14 protein-coding genes and 1 tRNA gene are annotated in these 20,033 nt (G+C 40.1%); 10 read left to right on the top strand and 5 right to left on the bottom strand.

Annotation, left to right across the window (positions count from 1 at the left end):
- Positions 1–50: 50 nt before the first annotated feature.
- Positions 51–3,125 (top strand): ATP-dependent helicase, encoded by a 3,075-nt coding sequence (locus tag B1sIIB91_RS04940; RefSeq protein WP_095688488.1) that lies wholly within the window; start codon positions 51–53, stop codon positions 3,123–3,125.
- Entirely contained in the window at positions 3,125–6,385 is a 3,261-nt protein-coding gene (locus B1sIIB91_RS04935; RefSeq protein ID WP_095688487.1) for an ATP-dependent DNA helicase, read from the top strand. The genes B1sIIB91_RS04940 and B1sIIB91_RS04935 overlap by 1 nt, the downstream gene beginning before the upstream one ends.
- On the opposite strand, the gene B1sIIB91_RS04930 is transcribed toward B1sIIB91_RS04935, so the two are convergent.
- A complete protein-coding gene (locus B1sIIB91_RS04930) occupies positions 6,374–7,216 on the bottom strand; it encodes an endonuclease/exonuclease/phosphatase family protein (RefSeq protein WP_095688486.1) in 843 nt (280 codons plus the stop codon). The genes B1sIIB91_RS04935 and B1sIIB91_RS04930 overlap by 12 nt on opposite strands.
- Before the next feature lie 28 nt (positions 7,217–7,244).
- Here B1sIIB91_RS04930 and nudC point away from each other — a divergent pair, with 28 nt between their 5' ends.
- The 4 genes from nudC (at position 7,245) to B1sIIB91_RS04910 (ending at position 10,626) form a co-directional block, all read left to right on the top strand.
- Entirely contained in the window at positions 7,245–8,159 is a 915-nt protein-coding gene (gene nudC / locus B1sIIB91_RS04925) for an NAD(+) diphosphatase (protein ID WP_095688485.1), read from the top strand.
- Positions 8,150–9,793, top strand: coding sequence for an ATP-dependent helicase (locus B1sIIB91_RS04920; RefSeq protein ID WP_095688484.1), 1,644 nt, complete (start codon positions 8,150–8,152; stop codon positions 9,791–9,793). Before nudC ends, B1sIIB91_RS04920 begins: the two co-directional genes overlap by 10 nt.
- Positions 9,794–9,830: 37 nt before the next feature.
- Complete coding sequence (locus B1sIIB91_RS04915) at positions 9,831–10,007, top strand: hypothetical protein (RefSeq protein ID WP_223298587.1); 177 nt, start codon at positions 9,831–9,833, stop codon at positions 10,005–10,007.
- 148 nt (positions 10,008–10,155) lie between these two features.
- A complete protein-coding gene (locus B1sIIB91_RS04910; RefSeq protein WP_095688482.1) occupies positions 10,156–10,626 on the top strand; it encodes a WhiB family transcriptional regulator in 471 nt (156 codons plus the stop codon).
- Positions 10,627–10,727: 101 nt separating this feature from the next.
- Here the strand turns inward: B1sIIB91_RS04910 and B1sIIB91_RS06070 are convergent, their stop codons facing one another.
- The 3 genes from B1sIIB91_RS06070 to B1sIIB91_RS04895 all read right to left on the bottom strand — a co-directional run bounded on the left by B1sIIB91_RS06070 (position 10,728) and on the right by B1sIIB91_RS04895 (position 13,279).
- The gene (locus B1sIIB91_RS06070; protein ID WP_095688481.1) at positions 10,728–10,886 is read right to left on the bottom strand and encodes a DUF5679 domain-containing protein; all 159 of its coding nucleotides are present in this window, start codon (positions 10,884–10,886) and stop codon (positions 10,728–10,730) included.
- Between the two features lie 130 nt (positions 10,887–11,016).
- Entirely contained in the window at positions 11,017–11,649 is a 633-nt protein-coding gene (locus tag B1sIIB91_RS04900; RefSeq protein WP_223298586.1) for a M48 metallopeptidase family protein, read from the bottom strand.
- A gap of 319 nt (positions 11,650–11,968) precedes the next feature.
- Positions 11,969–13,279 (bottom strand): zinc-dependent metalloprotease, encoded by a 1,311-nt coding sequence (locus tag B1sIIB91_RS04895; protein WP_095688480.1) that lies wholly within the window; start codon positions 13,277–13,279, stop codon positions 11,969–11,971.
- Between the two features lie 99 nt (positions 13,280–13,378).
- Here B1sIIB91_RS04895 and B1sIIB91_RS06065 point away from each other — a divergent pair, with 99 nt between their 5' ends.
- The 4 genes from B1sIIB91_RS06065 (at position 13,379) to B1sIIB91_RS04880 (ending at position 17,706) form a co-directional block, all read left to right on the top strand.
- Entirely contained in the window at positions 13,379–13,555 is a 177-nt protein-coding gene (locus B1sIIB91_RS06065; RefSeq protein WP_190279166.1) for a hypothetical protein, read from the top strand.
- Positions 13,556–13,572: 17 nt separating this feature from the next.
- Positions 13,573–14,637 carry a YlbL family protein gene (locus B1sIIB91_RS04890; RefSeq protein ID WP_095688479.1) on the top strand — a complete coding sequence of 355 codons (1,065 nt, stop codon included), beginning with the start codon at positions 13,573–13,575 and terminating at the stop codon, positions 14,635–14,637.
- A 16-nt stretch (positions 14,638–14,653) separates the two neighbouring features.
- Positions 14,654–17,575, top strand: a complete 2,922-nt coding sequence (locus tag B1sIIB91_RS04885; protein ID WP_095688478.1) for a UPF0182 family membrane protein — start codon at positions 14,654–14,656, stop codon at positions 17,573–17,575.
- A gap of 54 nt (positions 17,576–17,629) precedes the next feature.
- A tRNA-Met gene (locus B1sIIB91_RS04880) sits at positions 17,630–17,706 on the top strand.
- Positions 17,707–17,709: 3 nt separating this feature from the next.
- On the opposite strand, the gene B1sIIB91_RS04875 is transcribed toward B1sIIB91_RS04880, so the two are convergent.
- Positions 17,710–20,016, bottom strand: a complete 2,307-nt coding sequence (locus tag B1sIIB91_RS04875; RefSeq protein ID WP_095688477.1) for a heavy metal translocating P-type ATPase — start codon at positions 20,014–20,016, stop codon at positions 17,710–17,712.
- Between the last annotated feature and the right edge of the window lie 17 nt (positions 20,017–20,033).

Here is a 20,033-nt window from a genome sequence, read left to right as displayed (position 1 = left end):
TTTCTAGCGCAAAAGCAGTTATTGTCAGCCCGCTAGCGTTAAATTAGGCCGTGGCCGCCGGTAAAAATACTCCAGAGTTAAAGCTAGTTAGAACTAAATTTGAAACTGACTTAATCTTAGATAGCCAATTAACAGAGCAACAAAAACAGGTAATAAATCACCGAGGTAGCCAACTATTAGTTTTAGGCCCCGCTGGCAGCGGCAAAAGCAGCACATTAATTAAAGCAATCACAAATCGAATTAATAATGGCGAAGATCCGAATTCAATACTTGCAATAACTTATGGGCGATCTAGTGCAAGTAAATTACGTGATGAAATTGCATCAGCAAATCCAGAAAAACACACAGTAAATGAGCCGATCGCTAGAACATTTCATTCAATTGCTTTCCTAATTTTAAATGATCAATTAGCAAGTAGCGATGGTGTTGATAAAAAATATGTTCTTCTTTCAGGTGCTGAACAAGATGCTCAGATTAGGCAGCTTTTACTACTTGATGCACAAAACCCAAGCGCGACTACTTGGCCAGTAGATTTAATTCCAGCGCTAACTACAAGAGGCTTTGCAAAAGAATTACGTGAATTTATTTCTCGAGCAACAGAGCGAGGATCCTCGCCAGCGGAGTTAAAAAAGTATGCCGCTAAGTATGGCCAAAAATATTGGCCGCCAATCTGTGATTTTTGGCAGCGTTACTTAGAATCTATGGCCCTACGTGATAGCACCACTTCAGCATCACTTAATCGAATAGATCCAAGTGAAATCATAATTACTGCCCTTGAAAAACTTGAAAATAATTCAGCCCTCCTTGATAAATATCGTAAATTATTTAAAGTTATTTACGTTGATGAGTTCCAAGAGTCAGATAGAGGACAGCGCAAATTACTACAACTCTTAAGTGGGCAAGAGTTAGTTATTTTCGCAGATCCCGCATCTACAGTTGGCAGATTTAGGGGAGCTGATCCAGATAATCTACTTACTGATCTTGAAGAGTTTGGTATTAAAAATAAAATTACACTCACTACTACCTATCGCAAACCAGGTGAGCCAAATATTGCACTACTTACTAGCGTAAGTGATGAAGCAAATTACATAGCTCATCAATTTAGATCAGCTCATTTGTTAGAAGGTGTGCCATATTCACAAATGGCAGTAGTTCTTAGATCACCTGGCGCCCAAGTTTCAGCATTGGTTAGAGCATTTGCCGCCAGCTCAATTCCAGTTGAAATTGATGCCACCGCTCTATCCCTTGCAGATAATTCAGCGATAAAACCAATAATTACGATAGCTCAAATTGCATTAGGTGAACTTAAATTAATTCCAAGTAATTGGGAGCAAATAGAGGAGTTACTTAAAAGTGAATTTGTCGGCGCTGATGCAATATCTATAAGGCAGATGAGAATTGCATTAACTAAAGAGCAGAAAAGTGAGGCAATAAAAAGCTCAACTGAGTTAATTTTAGATGCCCTCACCGCTCCCACAACAGATCTACCTTGGGAACAGTTAACTAGTCTTAAGCGAATTAATGATTTAATTAAAGAAGCTAAAAAGGTTTTAAGTAAATCACAAGATATTTCAGATTTATTGTGGAGTATTTATAGTAATGCTAAAAATTACGAGGGTGAGTTAATTTCAAACTACTGGCGAAGCCAGGCGTTAAGTGGTGGCGGGCGTGGTGTGATTGCTGATCAAAAATTAGATGCATTAATTACTTTATTTGAAGTAGCACGCCGCTTTAGTGAGCGAATGCCGGGAAGCAAGCCTGCCTTATTTATTGATCAGCTATTAGGTGAGAAGATTTTGGCAGACAGTATTACCACCTCTGCTCAGCGCGATGAGGTTGTTAAAGTTATGACTGTTCACTCAGCAAAAGGTTTGCAGTGGCGATATGTAGCACTTGCTGGCATGCAAGAAGGTAATTGGCCAAACTTAAAGCAACGCGGTTCTTTGCTCGGTAGTGAGAGATTAGTTGAAATATTTCGCCATGGCATAAGTAATCCGGCTCAGTTAGAAGCAATATCAGCTTCTGGTTTAGCTGAAGATGAGCGAAGATTATTAAATGTTGCACTTTCTAGAGCAAGTGAAAAGATATTTATTACTGCAGTATTACAAGAAGATAATCAGCCATCTAGTTACTTTGATAAATTTGCTGGTGAGCAGACTCAAATAACCCAAACTCAAAGAGCAATAACTCAACCAGCTCTAGTTGCAACACTTCGCTCGATTGCAAATAAAACAAATGAAAAAGCGGAGTTAGATTTTGCTATTAGAGCTCTTAAAACCCTTGAAGTAAATGGTGTGAGTGCGGCAAATCCAAAAAATTGGGTTGGCGTGATTAATTTATCAACACAATTACCGGTAGTAACTAAAGAGGAAGTACTAAGAATTTCACCAAGCTCACTTGAATCCTTTACCGAATGCTCACTTAAGTGGCTACTTGAACAAAGCGGTGGCAAAGATGCTGATTCAACTGCTCAAGTTTTAGGTACTGCAATACATGTGATCACTGCGCAATTAAAGGATGAACCTGATTTAACACTTGATCAATTAGAGGCAAAACTAAAAGGTGCCTGGTCATTAATTGATATGAATAAAGGATGGATTAAAGATTATGAATATCGCAGAGCTGCCAAAATGCTTGAAAAATTTTATAGTTGGAACCGTGAAAACAAAAATACTTTAGTAGGCGTTGAAGAGCGATTTGAATTTAACCTAGGAAGCGCCCTCGTTTCAGGTTCAACAGACCGTATTGAATTAACAGCTGATAACAAGTACTACATCGTAGATTTAAAAACTGGTGCCACTGCTATTTCATATGAGAATGCAAAAGAAAATAAGCAATTACAAAGCTATCAATTAGCTGTAGTAAATGATGGTTTTAAGAATAAGTTAGATCATCAAGAGGTATCAGGGGCTGAATTAATTTTTGTTGGTGATTTTAAAGCTAAAGATGCCAAACCAAGGCAGCAGGAAAAAATTGATAGTAAAGCGGTAACTGATGAGCTAATTCAGATATCTGTGGCAATGAGTGATAAAACATTTACTGCCACCATTAATGAACGCTGTCGAAGTTGCGCAGTTAAATCATCATGTCCGATCCAGCCACAAGGAAGGTCGGTGATTAAATAATGGAAATTAAATACTCAGCACTTGAAATAGCAAAGCGAATCAGCGCAGTAGATCCATCATTTAGAACGCCAACTAGTGAGCAGATTCCAATTATTCAATCACCTCTCGCCCCCTCAGTAGTCATTGCTGGTGCTGGATCGGGTAAGACGGAGACGATGAGTCAGCGAGTTTTGTTTTTAGTTGCTAACTCAATTATTACTCCTGATCAATTACTTGGTCTTACCTTTACTAGAAAAGCAGCCGGTGATTTAGCTAAGCGAATTAAATACCGACTTCGTCAATTAAAAAGTGCCAACTTATTGCCAGATCATCTTGATGAGAGTGAGTTAACTGTCTCTACCTATCACTCATATGCTGGTCGAGTTTTAGCAGATCACGCTATTCGAATTGGCATTGACGCAGACAGCGATCCAATTGGTGAGGCAGCAGCTTGGCAAATTGCATTTGAAGAGGTTAGTAGATTCACCGGAAATGATTTGCAAATAAACGGCTCAGTTAATTCAGTCGTGGATGAGGTCATGGATTTATCAACTGCAATTGCTGAAAATGATCGTAGCGCCGATGAGATTATTGATTACACGCAAAGATTACTTTCACAAATTGATCAATATACCGATCGCCAGACTAATCCGGTACATGAGTTTAAGGAAGAGTTAAAACAACGACTATCAATATTGCCTATCGTTGCCGCTTTTGATCATCGCCGCAAAACTCAAGGCTTATTAACCTTTAATGATCACATGTCACTTGCTGCCAAATTAGTTTCTGAAAGTGTTAAAAATTATAGCGATGATATTGCTAGCCTTGAACGAAATAAATATAAAGTAGTACTTTTAGATGAGTATCAAGATACATCTTTTAATCAAATTAAGTTTTTATCTAATTTATTTGGAAATAATCACCCAGTAACAGCAGTTGGGGATCCAAATCAGGCAATTTATGGCTGGCGTAGTGCTAGCTCAGAAACGCTAGATACTTTCTCGCAGTCCTTTAATAGCAAAGCAACTCGTTATAGCCTTCTTACAACCTGGCGAAATGATAAAGCTATTCTTGATTTAGCTAATGTAATGATCGATAACATTTCTACAGAGAAGAAAATTGAAAAACTTACTGCTAGCCCAAATGCTAAAACTGGTGAGGTAGTTTGCGCAGTTTATGAGACGCAGGTGCAAGAAGGTCAAGGAATAGCTGCTTACTTTGCTAAGTATTGGTTTGATGAAAACCGTGAAAAATTACCTCCCCAAGATAGAAGTACCTTTGCTGTATTAGTTAGGAGTAGATCACAGATTGAGACAATTCAAGCTGCTTTAAATGAAATAAACATTCCAACTGATGTAGTAGGTATTGGCGGATTAATTCACACACCAGAGGTAGCGGACATAATTGCTTTACTTCGCACATTAACAATGCCAGATGCTGGCACAGCTTTAATGAGACTTCTTACTGGCCCTCACTTATCTCTTGGTGCTAGAGATTTAATGGCGCTAGGTGCATTTACAAAAGCTTTTGCTAAATCAAATGATTATTCACGCGGTAAATGGTTAAAGCAGGCGCTTGAAGAAGACCTTGAAGTAGTTGCAACTGCCGATGAGTTTGCTGCTGGTTCAATTATTGAATCTCTTGAGCAAATATTAATTCTTACGCCAAATGAGTTTAAAAAATACCAGAGCACGCCAGCTTTTAGTGATGAAGCGCTTATACGGCTACGCAGTTTTGCGCTCTCACTAAGGGTGCTACGTCGTAATTTAAATGGCTTAATAACGGAAGCAATAATTGAAGTTGAGCAGTTCTTATCTCTTGATACAGAGGTCTTAGTAAGAGATGGCTGGCAAACGGGGCGGAAGAATTTAGATCGTTTTCTTGATGAGGCAGCTAGATTTGAAAAAAATGGTGGAACATTAATTGGCTTCCTGCAGTGGCTAAAAATTGCTGAGGAAGCAGAGGGTGGTTTAAAGCCTGCCGAAGTTGATGTCAGAAGTGATGCAGTGCAATTATTAACAATTCATTCAGCAAAAGGAGCTGAGTGGGATTATGTTGCAATCCCAGGCCTTGCTGATCGTAATTTTCCAAATGTTGGTAAGAAGTCAGATAGCTGGGTTAAAAATGCTGGTTCAATTCCAGTAAGTATGCGAGGTGATTGTGATCAGTTGCCATCAATTAATTTTGATAATTTTTCAACAAATAAGAATTTAAAAGATGGCCTTGAAAGATTTAATGATCAGTGGAAAGGGCGTAAAGGGCTGGAAGAGATGCGCCTTGCCTATGTTGGAATTACTCGGGCTAAAAAAGGTTTAATCTGTTCAACTTCACACTTTAGAAGCGGTGCAAATGCTGTGGCACCTAGTGAGTTATTTGAAATATTCGCAGCGGCTGCAAAAAATATTGCTGGCGCAGTTGTTTTAAATGATTTACCAGTTCCAGATGGTCGAAACCCTATGAAAGATAATCCAACTACTGGAATCTGGCCTAACGAAAACACTCATCAAAAGAAGCTAGCAGAGTTAGCAAACTTAGTACAAAGTTCTACCGCCTTTACTCAAGATGAGGTTGAGAAGTTAATAACTATATTACCAAGTGATAGTGAACAGGTCAGCTTGCTATCTGATATGAAGGCGATAATTAATGAAATTAAAAATAAAAAAAATCACTTAAAAATTAGATTACCAAACCGACTTTCAGTGTCAACCTTACTTTATTTAGCTAAGGATCCAAATGAATTAGCGCTACGCCTACGCCGGCCAATGCCAAATCACATTGATAAATACGCAAGAGGTGGAACCGAGTTTCATCTTTGGCTAGAAAAGCATTTTAATCATCCATCTTTAATCTCAATGGATGATTTATTTAACCAAAATAATTCACTTGCTTCTTCAGATGTTGCATTAGATAAATTACAAACTGCTTGGCTTGCTAGTGATTGGGCTAAAAAAGAGCCGGTAGGTATTGAAGTTGGCTTTGAAACAATGGTAGGAAACATACTTATTAGAGGAAGAATTGATGCGATCTATCAAATTGATAAAGACCACTTTGAGGTAGTTGATTGGAAGACGGGTAAGGTAAAAGATGGTGAAGATCTTGCTAATGCGGCAATTCAGTTAGCAATGTATCGCCTTGCCTATGCCAAGCTTGCAAATATTCCAATTGAAAACGTCAGCGCTGCCTTTCATTATGTGGCAGATAATCAAACTATCAGAGTCGCTGATATTTTAGATGAGCCTTCATTAATTGATCTAATTACAAAGATTCCATTAGAAGTTTAACTCAACACCAATTGGTACATGATCTGAAATATTAGGTTTAATTGTTGAAAACGGGGTAGCTTGAACTTCTTGATTATTTGCCACCATAATGTAATCAAATTGAATCTTTGGCTTCCAACTTGGGTAGGTTGATTGGGATATAACTGATTTAAAACCGCTTAATTTTGAAGGAATATTAGCGGGTAGATTTAGATCACCAACTAATACCGGTACTCCTGATAATTTCTTTAGAGCAATAATCAATCGATTTAGTTGAAATACATTAACAAAAGGAACAAAAGATAGATGAGTAGTAGCAATTGTTAGACCGTTTTCTAGTTCAGCAATTAACGCCACTCTTGGTTCATCTTTAACGTAAATAAATCTAGCTCCTTTACCATTATCTTTAGGTATTAAGAGCGGCATACCAATAATTGATCTGCCTAAAGCTTTTGTGTATATCTTTTTAATTGGAACACTTGTAGCAAATCCAATTCCATAACTTGTGTTAGGACTTGGATTATTTGTATTTTGTGAAATTATTCCTGGCTCTAAATTCTTTACTTTCTGCCATCTACTACCAGGTGTTCCAAGCAAGGCTGGTAAGTAATACCAGTACTTAAGTCCCATGCTTTCAGCTATTAATTTTGTTTGATTAATATTTCCAGATCGTGGTTGCAGGTAATCAACCTCTTGTAAGGATATGAAATCAGGTTGGAAGTGTTTAGCAACATCTTTAGCTGAAGATATTAAATTTTGCTGCCAGTCCTGCTCTGCCAATGGCGGAATCACCTGGCCATGTAAAAGGTTCCAGGAGATCACTCTCATCTTTTGGGCGGGGGCGACAACCATGACGACAGGCTAGTAGGGTCGGACGGTGATGGCCTCAAATAAACCACTTAAACTGCCGCTAGCAGTAGCTGAGGTCGATCGATCTGCTCATCTGCGAAGTGATGAGGCATACATTAAATCTGCTTGGCCAAATGCATTGGTACTGCAATTTATATCAGAGAAATTTGTGTCACATTCGAATCAATTAACTTTTGTAAAAGGAGCAAGCCTGGGTGAGTATGACTCCCAGAGTGATTATTTTTTAGGTGTTAAAGATGGTGAGAATTTTTTCCTTCGCCACATTAGTAACCAAACATCAAATTTAGAATTTAAGAGCTTGCGCGAAATTGGTTCTTATTTATCACCAAGAGATATTGGTTTAGCAGTTCATGCTCAAGGGCTAGCTAATTGGCATAGTAAACATCCAAGGTGTTCATTATGTGGTGGCCCTACCGCCGTGGTTTTGGCAGGCGCCGTAAGAAGATGCTCAGCAGATCAAAGTGAGCATTACCCGCGGACTGATGGGGCAATAATTGTTTTAATTAAAGATGATAAAGATCAAGTTTTGCTGGGCCGGCAGAAAATTTGGCCAAAACATCGCTTCTCAACCTTTGCCGGTTTTGTTGAGCCAGGTGAATCATTTGAGCATTGCGTAATCAGGGAAGTTAGAGAGGAAGCTGGAGTTGAGTTAACAAAAATAAACTACCTAGGATCACAGCCTTGGCCATTTCCTGCATCCTTAATGATTGCCTTTGAAGCGGTAACAAATACACCAGAGCTTGCGCGAGCAGATGGGGATGAGATTGAAGAGATCCGCTGGTTTAGCCGAGAAGATATGAAGGCGGCTATTGCTGATAAATCTTTAATACTTCCACTTGAGATAAGTGTGGCGCGGCAAATGATTAAAGCTTGGTATGGCGATGGGGCAGAAAAGGATTTAGTTGGTGATCAGTCATGGCAATAGATAATGCAGCCATACTCGCTGACTTAGATCCTGATCAAATTTCAGTTGTTAGCGCTATTAGAGGACCAGTTTGTGTAATTGCAGGAGCTGGTACTGGAAAAACTAGAGTTATTACAAACCGGATTGCCTATGCAATTAATGCTGGCGTAACTGATCCAACAAAGGTATTAGCACTTACCTTTACTGCAAAAGCAGCAGGTGAGATGAGATCTCGGCTTAGAACACTTGGAATATCAAATGCTGCGGCAAGAACATTTCACTCAGCTGCATTAAAACAACTTTTATACTTTTGGCCATACGCATTTGGTGGGCAATTTCCAACCTTACTAACAACAAAATCAGGGTTCATCAGCCAGGCTATTTCAAGAGCTGAGGTGGCAATGCCAGCAAGTGTTAACGCACTGCGCGAGATTGCTGGTGAAATCGAATGGGCAAAGGTTTTAGAAATATCACCTGATAACTATCAAGAAGAAGCGATCGCAAGTAATAGATCAGTTAGGTTGCCAAATAATAAAAGTGAGAATGAGAACCTGGCGATGATTTCGCAAGTTTATGAAGCCTATGAATCACTTAAAAAACAGGAGCGGTGCTTAGATTTTGAAGATGTACTTTTACTTACTGTTGGGATGTTAGAAGAGGACAGAGGCGTTAGGGAGCGGGTAAGAGATCAATACCGCTACTTCACAGTTGATGAGTATCAGGATGTTTCACCCCTTCAGCAGCGATTACTAAATCTTTGGCTTGGAAATCGTGAGGAAATATGTGTAGTTGGCGATGCTGCGCAAACTATCTACTCATTTGCTGGGGCTAGCTCAAACTTTTTACTTACATTTAAAAACCGATTCCCAAACGCGCAAGTTTTCCGGCTAACCCGCGGCTATCGCTGTACCCCAGAGATAATTAATGCTGCCAATCAAATTCTGCGCCAGGGTAATCTAGTTAGTGATCATGGCAGTGAGCTGCAATCTGCCAATGAACATGGTGATAAGCCGAAGGTAAATGGCTTTAATTCAGCCTCTGATGAGATCGCATATGTTAGCTCTGAGGTTGAAAAGCTGATTAAAAGCCAGGTAGATAGTTCTGATATCGCAATTTTGGCTAGAACCAATGCTCAATTAGATCAGGTTAAGTCCTCCCTTAATAATTTAAAGATCACTAGCCAAATTAGATCAGGTGAGAAGTTCTTTGATCGAGTAGATGTTAGAGATGCGATGCGAGTGATTAGAAGTGCCTCAGTATTACCCTCAGAAATAGGTGATTGGTATGCCGATCTAGAATCGGTGCTGCGTCCATTTGGTGAGGCTGATTATGTAATTAGCTTTTTAAAGCTGGCTAAAAGCATTAAAGAAAATGGTGGCACAAATATGCGGGCCTTTTTGCGAGAGATTGAGGACCGGGCTGAGCAAAATAACCCACCTACATTGCCTGGGGTAACGCTAGCTACATTACATAGTGCTAAAGGACTTGAATGGAAGCACCTGTTTTTAATTGGAGTCTCAGATGGTGTATTACCTATGGGTAATGATTTAAATGAAGAGCGCCGCCTTTTTTATGTGGGAGTTACTCGGGCTAAAGAGAAAATTCAGATTACCTATGCTGGTAAACCCAGCGTATTTTTAGAGCAATTTAATTAAGTTGCACCATCCCCACCTAATGCCTTACTCTTCACACATGGCAAAGTTAATTGATTCAAACACAGTTGTTGCACCAGCAGCCGCTGTTAATTCACCTGCCATTTTCCCCATCTGTGCGAAATCTTCATATCGCTCAGATTGGACCAATAAGCGCTCTAATAAGGGTTTTTATACCTTCACATTAGATCGCACCCCTGGAGGCTATATCGGCTAAAGTCGAAATAGAAGCCAAGGGGCCCGCGAATCTAATGATTCGTAGGCCCTTTTTCTTTTATCCAAATAACCTCTAAATGAAAAAAGCCAAATGGCTAAATAAAAAAGAAATAAACCAATGCAAGTTAACGAAAGGAAAGGTGAGAACGATGACCGTTCTCTTCAGCGAACTACTTATCCCTGGTTGGGCCGAGGGCCCAACTGCAAAAATTGGCTTAGCAGATGTCACCTGGGCTTATGGACAAGCTCCAGTCATCTCCTATACCGACTACAGCAAAAACTCAACGCCAACTTCAACAGTTGCTACGAGCTTTAAAGCTAAGGGTGAATACAAGCGCGCTGATAATCCTTTCCAACCTGAGATTAATCAAAATGTGCAGATGCTATCCCTACCCTGTCACAGCGCTGATCCTGAGCTCTTCTTTAATGACAGTGCTGAGGTAGTTGCCCAAGCTAAGGCGCTTTGTGGCTCCTGCCCAATGAAGGCGAAGTGTTTGCAAGGCGCTCTCTCCAGGGCTGAACCATGTGGGGTCTGGGGCGGTGAGTTATTTGATGAAGGTCAAGTAATTCAAAGCAAGAGATCACCAGGGCGGCCAGCAAAGGTGGCGGCGGCAAGTTAATTTAAAAAAAGTTAAAACAACTGTTAACTAGAAAGGGTTAACAAAAACGGCGGAGTTGGAATAAATCCAACCCCGCCGTTTTAATTTTTAATACTTACTTATTAAGCCTTACCAAGAATACGATTTACCTTTGTGCCACAAACTGGGCAAATTCCTTGCGCCATTCGGCGACCTGAATCAGAGACCTTTACATGTCCTTCAAAAGCGCGCTTCTCTTTGCACTTAACGCAGTAAGCCTCACCCTTGTATTCTTCAGCCATTTTATTCCTCCATCTGCCGCACTCATCCGAGTGCGAATAGCAACACAATACCCCCCACGCCACGCTCAACTAGGGTTTTCCACGCGTAAAATCGAAAATATTATTTGGAAAGTGAAGAAAAAGGGCAAAACTAGATATTTACCGCCGGTATCACTCCAGATCCACTACTTTGGCAACCAAGTTCAAAGCCCTCTAAAAAGGCCTCAGCTTTTGCTGCTTCGGTATATCTGCCTAAATAATTATAGAAATCACTGTCATGGTTTGGAACTTGTAAATGAATTAGCTCATGAAAAATTATGTAATTTAAAACATAGGAAGGTGAGCCAACTAATCGATCTGAGATTCGAATAGTTTTATCAACTGTGGTGCAGGAGCCCCAGCGCTCATTCATATTGCGCCAATTAATACTGGCGGGATGAGTATCAAATTCAGGCAGGTACTGGGTTAGTAGTTCAATACCAATTTGCATGAGCTGTAGATCGGTTTTGCGCTCGCGGGCCTCACGGCGCAGCACCATAGAGATCATCTCAGGAATTATTTCAATCTCCTGGCGCCTACTCATCTTGGCTGGGATATGAATCTCAATTACCCCACCCTGGCGATAGGCCGAGGCACTTCTTCGCCGCCGTTCTTTGCGAATTACTCGATACGCTGGTAGGTGAGGTGGCAGATTTGCCTCAAGTTTTTTCTTACGCGCAGAGATTTCAGACACGGTGGGCAAAATATCTGTAAAAAGGATTTGTTGTTCAAAGTTATCCACCATAACCTCTACTTATCCACCATAATTGTGGTTATCTCCACAGATTAATCCACAGAGCACATGCAAATTTTACGCGCCTAGCCACCCCTTGCCCATGATCTATGCCCGTGTGGTTTTAATAATTTTTTCTAAGCGGGAAATTAATAGGATAGGTGAAAAATATTATTAAAATTTACTTCTTAGAAACACCTTTTTAAGTTGATTCTCACCTTTGATTCACATAGGTTAGCGCCACGAAGTCCTCGGATAACTGTTTCGTATCTGCAAGGGGAAGGCAGATAAGAAATGAGCGCCCGGGGATTTCGCTTTTTTATCTAGAGCTTTAAAGCAACCCAGAAAGATCATCTGGGACAGTTACGCTATCTAAAAATGCCTTTACATCTTTTAAATCATCTGGCATTGGCAAGAATGCAGCATCTTGCCAACATTTATCGCGGCCATCAGTACCCCGTAATTGTTTTACCTCACTCCAAAATGCAGATGCTTCGCGCATTTTTCTTGGCGAAACCTCTAGCGCTAGTAAAGTTGCAAATATCTGTTGCATTGGTGAGTTAGTAGCCCGCCTTCTGCGTGAGTTTTCAATTAATGCATTAAATGCTGGCATCCGCTCACTCGCTACTTCAGAAATTACATGATCAATCCAACCTTCAATTAATGCCAGCGCCATCTCTAATTTAGTTAATGCTAGCTCTTGAGCTGGTGTTTGTTGAGGTGTGAATAATCCAGAATTTAAAGCAATATTAATTGCATTTGGATTATTGATATCAATCTCACCACTTGCCATCGCCTCTTCAGCTTGGCGAGTAATTGATTCAACATCAATACTTATCCCCTTGCCATAGGCAGTGATCACATCTTGGATATATTTTGATAACCATTTATTATTAGCAAATAAGCGAGCCGCAGCTGCTTCCCTTAGTGATAAATAAATACCAACCTGTTCTGGATCAATTCCAAGGCCATCTGACCATTGCGCTATGTTTTGTGGAATTAAATGAGCTACCTCTGCGCCATTTTGTAGGGGGATTGCCACATCATTTGCGCCAGTGATTGAATTAGCTAGAAGTCCAACACCTTGGCCAAGTTGAGTTGCAATTAAACTGCCCATAAAACCGCGAAGAAGCCGCGCAAACATAGCCTTCATCATTTCTTGTTGCGCCGGGCTGTTGTTTTCAGAGCCCATAAACTCAGTAGGTAGAGCAGATGAGGTACTAGATATCACACTAGAGAGCGCATCACCCATCCCTAGCGCCAGCGGTTCAAATAGGTGCTGCCAACTAGAAACAGTGTTATCAAGCCAATCACGCTTTGAACATGCACTCTGCGTTGGAAGAGTTGATGCTGGGAAAAGTATCTCGGTATCTAACCAAGTATTAGCAATTTTTAACGATTCACTTAGTTTTTGTTGATCAGATTGGCCAATTGGCAGGTCACCCTTTGCGGTAATTATTTGTTTTGCTGTTTCTCTAATTGCTGCAACGGTAATTAAATTTTGTTCATTAGGCGATTGCATATTTTCTAAAAATGACTTAGCACCAGCAAGGGTATTAGCATCAACTCCCATTTCTGAGAACTGCTTAAGCAGCGCCTCAAAATCTGGTTGCCCATCATTAGGGCCAAATCCAAAACCCATTTTCTTAACTCACCTTCTAACCAGTTGACCTAAAGATATCTGATGCCTAGATAACAATAATGCCATGCTTTTTCTTCCCCGTTCATTAGGATTACCTGTATGAACTCAACTGCCTTCACTGCCCTCATCTGGTGGGTGATTCCAATCGGGGCGGTACTAGGTGCAATTATTTATGGGGTCTGGGTCACTAAATATAAGAAAAAATTTGATAATGAAACTAACCGCTCAGTAAATAGTTTTAAGAAGTTTCAAAGCACCTTTAAATATAAAAAGTAATACGCTTAAGCCCCACGATGAAATCCCTACTTCCAGTAAAACCAACTCTGCCTACTCCTAGTAGGTTAATTTTTATTTTATTAATAATTGCCGCCTTCTTCCTGCCTTCTCCTTATGTAATCCTTTCACCAGGAAATCCACAAAATATTTTAGGCTCAGCTATAACTATTTCAGGAACGAAGGTTTATCCCACTACCGGAAAATTATCTGTTACCTCAGTATTAGTTACTGATCCAGATTCTTATATAACTGGATTTGATGTTTTATATGGCTGGATAGATAAAAACCGAGTAGTACTACCGCGGGCGCAGGTTTATCCTGAGGGTGAAAGCGCTGCTGAGTCTGTCAAAATCGGCGCCGATGAGATGTCTGGTTCACAAATAAATGCAACTGCTGCAGCCCTTGATCACTTAGGCTATAAAAACGAAGCTACGTTAGTGATTGTTGAAGTTAATAAGAAAAGTAATGTCGTTGGAAATTTTGTGGCAGGAGATCAAATTATCTCAGTTAATAATAAAATCTATGACTCTTCAGCACAGATTATGGATTATTTGGATCAAAAAAAGCCAGGGGATTTGATTTCGATAAAGGTGCTGCGGGCAGGTAAAGAGATTATTAGTCGAGAAATAAAACTATCCGCTAGAGATGACGGATCAGCATTTATTGGCATTAACATTCAATCTCAATTTGATTTCCCATTTGATGTGAAAATTAAATTAGCAGAGACCGGTGGGCCAAGTGGTGGCTTAATTTTTGCTCTTGGTATTGTTGATAAATTAACTTCGCAAGATTTAGTTCGTTATCGAAATATCGCTGGCACTGGAACGATTACTACCGATGGCAGAGTTGGCCCAATCGGAGGAATTGCTGAGAAAATTATTGGAGCGAAAAAAGCTGGGGTTGAGTTATTTTTAACTCCAATTGAAAACTGTAGTGATATCGCTAATGAGGAAAAGGTGGCTAGTAGTAGTGATAAAAAGGTGATGAAAATTGTGCCCGTCGCCACACTTAATGAGGCGATATCTGTACTTAAACTGCCAGCGGGCGCCAAGTATCCAAGCTGTTTGGATACTTTTCAATAATAGATAAGATCTGCGCATGAGTTCTTCCGGCTTTGGCGGTGGCGGTTTTAATAGAAACAACAACCCATTTGGTGGATCGGGCTTTGGAGGTAATTTCCCAAATCCCTTTAAAAATCAAGGTGGTGGCCGCCGGCGAATTAGTCCACTGACTATTACTTTTGTAGTTCTATTTATTTTAGCGAGTGTTTTAGTTTCACTTAGCGGTTTCTATGCTGATTTACTCTGGTTTAGATCTGTAGATTTTGTAAATGTTTGGCAAACAACTTTATTTACCAAGGCGTATTTGTTTATCGGTTTTGGATTAGTAACTGCAGCCTTTATTACGGCAAATATTTATATCGCTTTTCGCCGCCGTCCGATGTATGTGCCAGTTGCAGTTGAAGCAGATAATTTAGAGCGCTACCGCGCACAATTAGAACCAGTTCGTAAATTTGTCGGGATTGGAATATTTCTAGTCCTTTTTTATTTTGCAGGAAGTTCAGCAACTAGGCTTTGGCAAGAGTGGTTACTATTTAGAAATGCAACAGAGTTTGGCGTAGTTGATCCACAATTTGGTAAAGATGTTTCATTTTTCGCTTTTAAACTACCAATGTGGCAATCATTAATTGGTTGGGGTATATCAACAATAGTTTTGGCAATTCTTGCCTCTGCGGCAGTTCACTATATTTACGGTGGCATTCGTACTCAGGTTAAAGAAGATCGAACTACAGTTACCGCCAGAGTTCAGCTCTCAATTTTACTTGGGCTACTTGTGTTACTTAAATCTGTTGCATACTGGTTTGATCGCTATGCATTAACTTTAAAAGAGGGCAGATTAATTACTGGTCTTACCTATAGCGATGTAAATGCATTATTGCCAGCTAAATCAATTCTGGCAGCAATTGCAGCAGTATGTTCATTGCTATTTTTTGCCAACATAATTCGCAAATCATGGCTACTGCCTACAGCAGGTGTAGCGCTTATGGTGATTGCATCAGTTTTAATTGCTGGTGTTTACCCAGCAGCGATTCAGCAATTCCAAGTTAAGCCATCTGAATCAACAAAAGAGGCGCCGTTTATTCAAAAGAATATTGATGCAACTCGCCTTGCTTACGGTATAGATGATGTTGAAGTAATTGATTATCAAGCCACCGTGTCTACATCAGCTGGTCAGCTAGCAAATGACGCTGCAACTATTGCCAATATTCGCTTGATGGATCCAAATGTTTTGTCAGCAACCTTTAGACAACTTCAACAAATTAAGCCTTACTATAGTTTTGCTGACTCACTAGATATTGATCGCTACGTGATTAATGGTAAAGAGCGAGATATGGTGGTTTCAGTTCGTGAGTTAAATATTGAAGGCAATCCATCTCGAAATTGGATTAATGATCACCTTGTATACACTCATGGATTTGGAATGGTTGGAGCTTATGGAAACGCAGTGGATGCAGATGGAAAACCATCATTTACTGTTGGGGATATCCCACCTACAAAAGGATTAGGCGAGTTTGAACCACGAGTTTATTTTGGTGAAAATGTTCCTGATTACTCAATTATTGGTGGACCAGCAACAAGTGATCCAGTTGAATTAGATTACCCAGATGATAAATCTGCAAATGGTCAAAAGAATTACACCTATACCGGCAAAGGCGGCGTGCCAATGGGTTCCATTTTCTCACGCTTGCTATTTGCAATTAAATATCAAGAGCAGAGAATTGTTTTATCTAATTTAATTAATTCTGAATCTAAGATTTTATTTGATCGAAATCCCCGAGTTCGGGTCGCAAAAGTTGCTCCATGGCTCACTTTAGATGGAGATCCATACCCTACAATTGTTGACGGCAAGATCTTATGGATAATTGATGGCTATACGACAAGTGCTGGATATCCAAACTCTAGAAAAGTAAATTTAGCTAATACCGCAGATGCACTTGCTGTTAGGTCAAATGCTGTTTCTACATTAGCTAACCAAGACGTTAATTACATTCGCAACTCTGTCAAAGCCACTGTAGATGCCTACGATGGCACCGTAACCCTGTACCAGTGGGACGAGGCTGATCCAGTATTAGCCACATGGAGCAAAGCGTTTCCAAATAGCGTTAAGCCAAAGAGTGAAATCTCCCCAGACCTACTTTCACACATAAGATATCCAGAGGACATGTTTAAAGTTCAACGCGATATTTTAAGTGCTTACCATGTGAAAACAGCAGACGCGTTTTATGGTGGTCAAGACTTTTGGCGTGTACCACTTGATCCATCTAGCTTTGGATCAAATTCCGGAAATCAGCCACCTTATTACTTAACCATGCAGATTCCAGGTCAAAAGAAACCAACCTTCTCCTTGTATACGCCATTTGTGCCACGTGGTGGGCGTGAAAACTTAACTGCACTAGCAGTTGTTAATTCAGATGCCAGAGATGATTACGGAAAGATCACCGTTTTACAACTTCCTCGTTCTACAAATATCGCAGGCCCATCACAGGTTTCATCTAATTTTGAAGCAAAACCTGATGTTGCAACCTCACTATCACTACTTCGCCAAGGTGGCGCTGATGTAGTTCTTGGAAACTTATTAACTTTGCCAGTCGGTAATGGTTTGCTATATGTGCAACCAGTTTATGTGCGAGCAACTGGAAATACCGCTGCCTACCCACTATTACAAAAAGTACTAGTTTCATTTGGTGATCAAATTGGATTTAGTGAAACTCTGCAAGGTGCTCTTGATCAAGTATTTGGTGGTAGTGCAGGTACAACTGTCACAAATAACCAGTCCGATACTCCAACAAAAGATGGCACTGGTAGTAGTCAAGCAATTAAATCTGCAATTGCTTCTTTGCAATCAGCATATGCAGATTTAGAAGCAGCACAAAAGCGTTTAGATGGTGCTGCTGAAGATAAAGCTAGAGCACGAGTTAAAGCTGCAATCGCTGCATTAATTTCCGCGCAAAACAGATAAATAAATCAACCCATTTGGGTAAATTGCCATACTGCTCTAAGATTTAATTACCGACGCGGGGTGGAGCAGCTCGGTAGCTCGCTGGGCTCATAACCCAGAGGTCGTAGGTTCAAATCCTGCCCCCGCTACCAAATTTATTTAATACGTAAGCTGTTTAAAACTACAAATAATGAAGATGCTGACATGGCAGCTGCTGCATACATTGGAGATAGATTTCCGCTAGCGGCAATTGGAATACCAACTAAGTTATATAAAAATGCCCAGCCTAAGTTTGATTTAATAACCCTGACAGTCTTTTTAGAAATTTCTATTGCATCTAGTGCTGCAAGCAGAGATGGTCTAATCAATGTGATATCGGCAGCAGCGATTGCAATGTCAGTTCCGGATCCAATTGCAATGCTCAAATCAGCTTTTGCAATAGCAGCAGCATCATTTATGCCATCACCAATCATTAATACTTTTCCATTTTCTTGAAGTTTTGTTACAAATTCAAGCTTGTCTGATGGCGAAGCTGATGCAAATATGTGATCAATTGGTATGCCAACTTCAGAGCCGATAGAGATAGCAGCAGATTCACTATCACCAGTAACTAACCAAGTATTGATACTAGATGAATGCAATTCATCAATTGCAGCTTTAGCTTCAGGCTTTACCTGATCACCAACTTCAAAGACGCCATAAGCCAAGCCATCAATTGCTAAAACTGCGACTGAGTTTGCTCGCGCGGTAGCTGATTCAATGGCTTTATTTAATTCAGGTGAAAATTCAGTTGTGCTACGCGCGATTGAAAGTGGTGAGCCGATTAGAACAGCTTTAGCATCAGATGAGTTTAAGGATTGCACTCTAGCTGCAACGCCAGACCCAGGGGTATGTTCAAATTCAGTTGCAGTAAATGCAGTTACACCTTGTTTTGAAAGTGAATTAGCAATTGCAGAGGCGATTGGGTGTGAATCCATACTCTCAAGAGTTAATGCATAACTCATTAATTCAGAAGCAGCTATGGCGGTAGCGGGCGTTGATAGAGGGTTATTTATCAAAACCATCTGCTGTAAAACCATTTGTCCACTTGTTATCGTTCCGGTTTTATCAAAAACCACATCAGTTATACCAACAGCTTTTTCAATAGATCTAGGTGATCTAATTACTATGCCAGATTTTGCTGCTTTACCAGAGGCAACTAGTAGCGCAATTGGAGTTGCTAAGCCAAGCGCACATGGGCAGGCTATGACCAGTACTGAAACTGCGGCTGTAATTGAAAGAGTTATATCTGTTCCTGTTAGGTACCAAGTTAAAAAAGTAGCAATTGCAAGGATTAATACGACTGGAACAAAAACTCTGCTTATCCGATCTGCTAATTGCTGTACCGGAGCTTTTTCTATTTGAGCAGCTAAAACCATTCTAGTAATTCTTGCTAGTTCAGTATCAGATCCTATTCGCAGTGCCCTTACAACTAAGTTTCCGTTGTTATTAATTGCTCCAGCAAAAACTAAGCTATTAACAGAAATTTCAACCGGTACTACCTCACCAGTCAGAAATGCGTTATTAATTGTGCTAAACCCTGAAATAACTTGCCCATCAGTTGCAATTACCTCACCAGGTTTAACAATAAAAATATCACCAACTAATAATTGATCTATTGGAATTATTTCATTTCGATCAGATCTTTTAACCTCCACCTGAGCTGCAGCTAATTTAAACAGGTGTGATAGGGCTGATCCAGCTTTTCGCTTTGCACGGTACTCAAGATAACGGCCTAACATTACAAAGAAAATAACTGCAGATGAAACCTCAACATAAATTAATGGCATCATCTGGCTATTGATTTGATATGTTGCTGCTGAGTAAATACTCCAACCAAGTGAAATTAATGATCCAAGAGATATAAGTGTGTCCATTGTTGGGTTTTTAAGATTTTTTATTGCAGCTCGATGAATAGGCCAGGCGAGAATACTTACAACAGGAATCGATAGTCCGATTAGGAACCAGGTTGTAATCGGTGCTATCGGGTATCCAATAACGAGAGAAATTCCGAGATTATTTAATAAGTTATTCACTTGATCAAGTGAACTACTAAGTTGCTTATCTATTTGTTCATGCCAACTATGAAACATAGAAATTAAGATCACTGGGGCGGTTAAAAGTAGGGTTAGAAATACTCTAACTCCAAGGCGATTAGATTTTTCAAATGATTCACGCTCACCCTTAAATGCACTTGCCTTATATCCAGACTTACTCACTGCTGTTATTAAATCTTGTTCTGAGATGTTTATTGGCGCAATTACATGCGCTGATTCCATCGCAAGATTAACTACAGCTTTAACACCTGGTACTTTATTTAAGGCGCCTTCAATAGTGCTAACACATGAAGAGCAAGTCATACCAGTTAGATGTAGATCTACCTGCCGACTTTTAACCTCATTTTGGGCGATTACCGAACTCATAGTGGTCAGATTACTCT

It is taken from the genome of Candidatus Nanopelagicus abundans (genome assembly GCF_002288305.1).
In the GTDB taxonomy this organism is placed as follows: Bacteria; Actinomycetota; Actinomycetes; order Nanopelagicales; family Nanopelagicaceae; genus Nanopelagicus; species Nanopelagicus abundans.
The sequence above is the reverse complement of the archived record's forward strand: the minus strand, read 5'-3'. Positions and strand labels throughout refer to the sequence as shown.

Bases quoted from the DNA above. Each gene is read 5' to 3' on its own strand.
- B1sIIB91_RS06065 (WP_190279166.1), top strand. From the start codon at position 13,379: ATGAACTCAACTGCCTTCACTGCCCTCATCTGGTGGGTGATTCCAATC.
- B1sIIB91_RS04900 (WP_223298586.1), bottom strand. From the start codon at position 11,649: ATGGTGGATAACTTTGAACAACAAATCCTTTTTACAGATATTTTGCCC.
- B1sIIB91_RS04875 (WP_095688477.1), bottom strand. From the start codon at position 20,016: ATGAGTTCGGTAATCGCCCAAAATGAGGTTAAAAGTCGGCAGGTAGAT.
- B1sIIB91_RS04910 (WP_095688482.1), top strand. From the start codon at position 10,156: ATGACCGTTCTCTTCAGCGAACTACTTATCCCTGGTTGGGCCGAGGGC.
- B1sIIB91_RS04915 (WP_223298587.1), top strand. From the start codon at position 9,831: ATGGCAAAGTTAATTGATTCAAACACAGTTGTTGCACCAGCAGCCGCT.
- B1sIIB91_RS04920 (WP_095688484.1), top strand. From the start codon at position 8,150: ATGGCAATAGATAATGCAGCCATACTCGCTGACTTAGATCCTGATCAA.
- B1sIIB91_RS04930 (WP_095688486.1), bottom strand. From the start codon at position 7,216: ATGGTTGTCGCCCCCGCCCAAAAGATGAGAGTGATCTCCTGGAACCTT.
- B1sIIB91_RS04935 (WP_095688487.1), top strand. From the start codon at position 3,125: ATGGAAATTAAATACTCAGCACTTGAAATAGCAAAGCGAATCAGCGCA.
- B1sIIB91_RS04895 (WP_095688480.1), bottom strand. From the start codon at position 13,279: ATGGGTTTTGGATTTGGCCCTAATGATGGGCAACCAGATTTTGAGGCG.
- B1sIIB91_RS06070 (WP_095688481.1), bottom strand. From the start codon at position 10,886: ATGGCTGAAGAATACAAGGGTGAGGCTTACTGCGTTAAGTGCAAAGAG.
- nudC (WP_095688485.1), top strand. From the start codon at position 7,245: ATGGCCTCAAATAAACCACTTAAACTGCCGCTAGCAGTAGCTGAGGTC.
- B1sIIB91_RS04885 (WP_095688478.1), top strand. From the start codon at position 14,654: ATGAGTTCTTCCGGCTTTGGCGGTGGCGGTTTTAATAGAAACAACAAC.
- B1sIIB91_RS04890 (WP_095688479.1), top strand. From the start codon at position 13,573: ATGAAATCCCTACTTCCAGTAAAACCAACTCTGCCTACTCCTAGTAGG.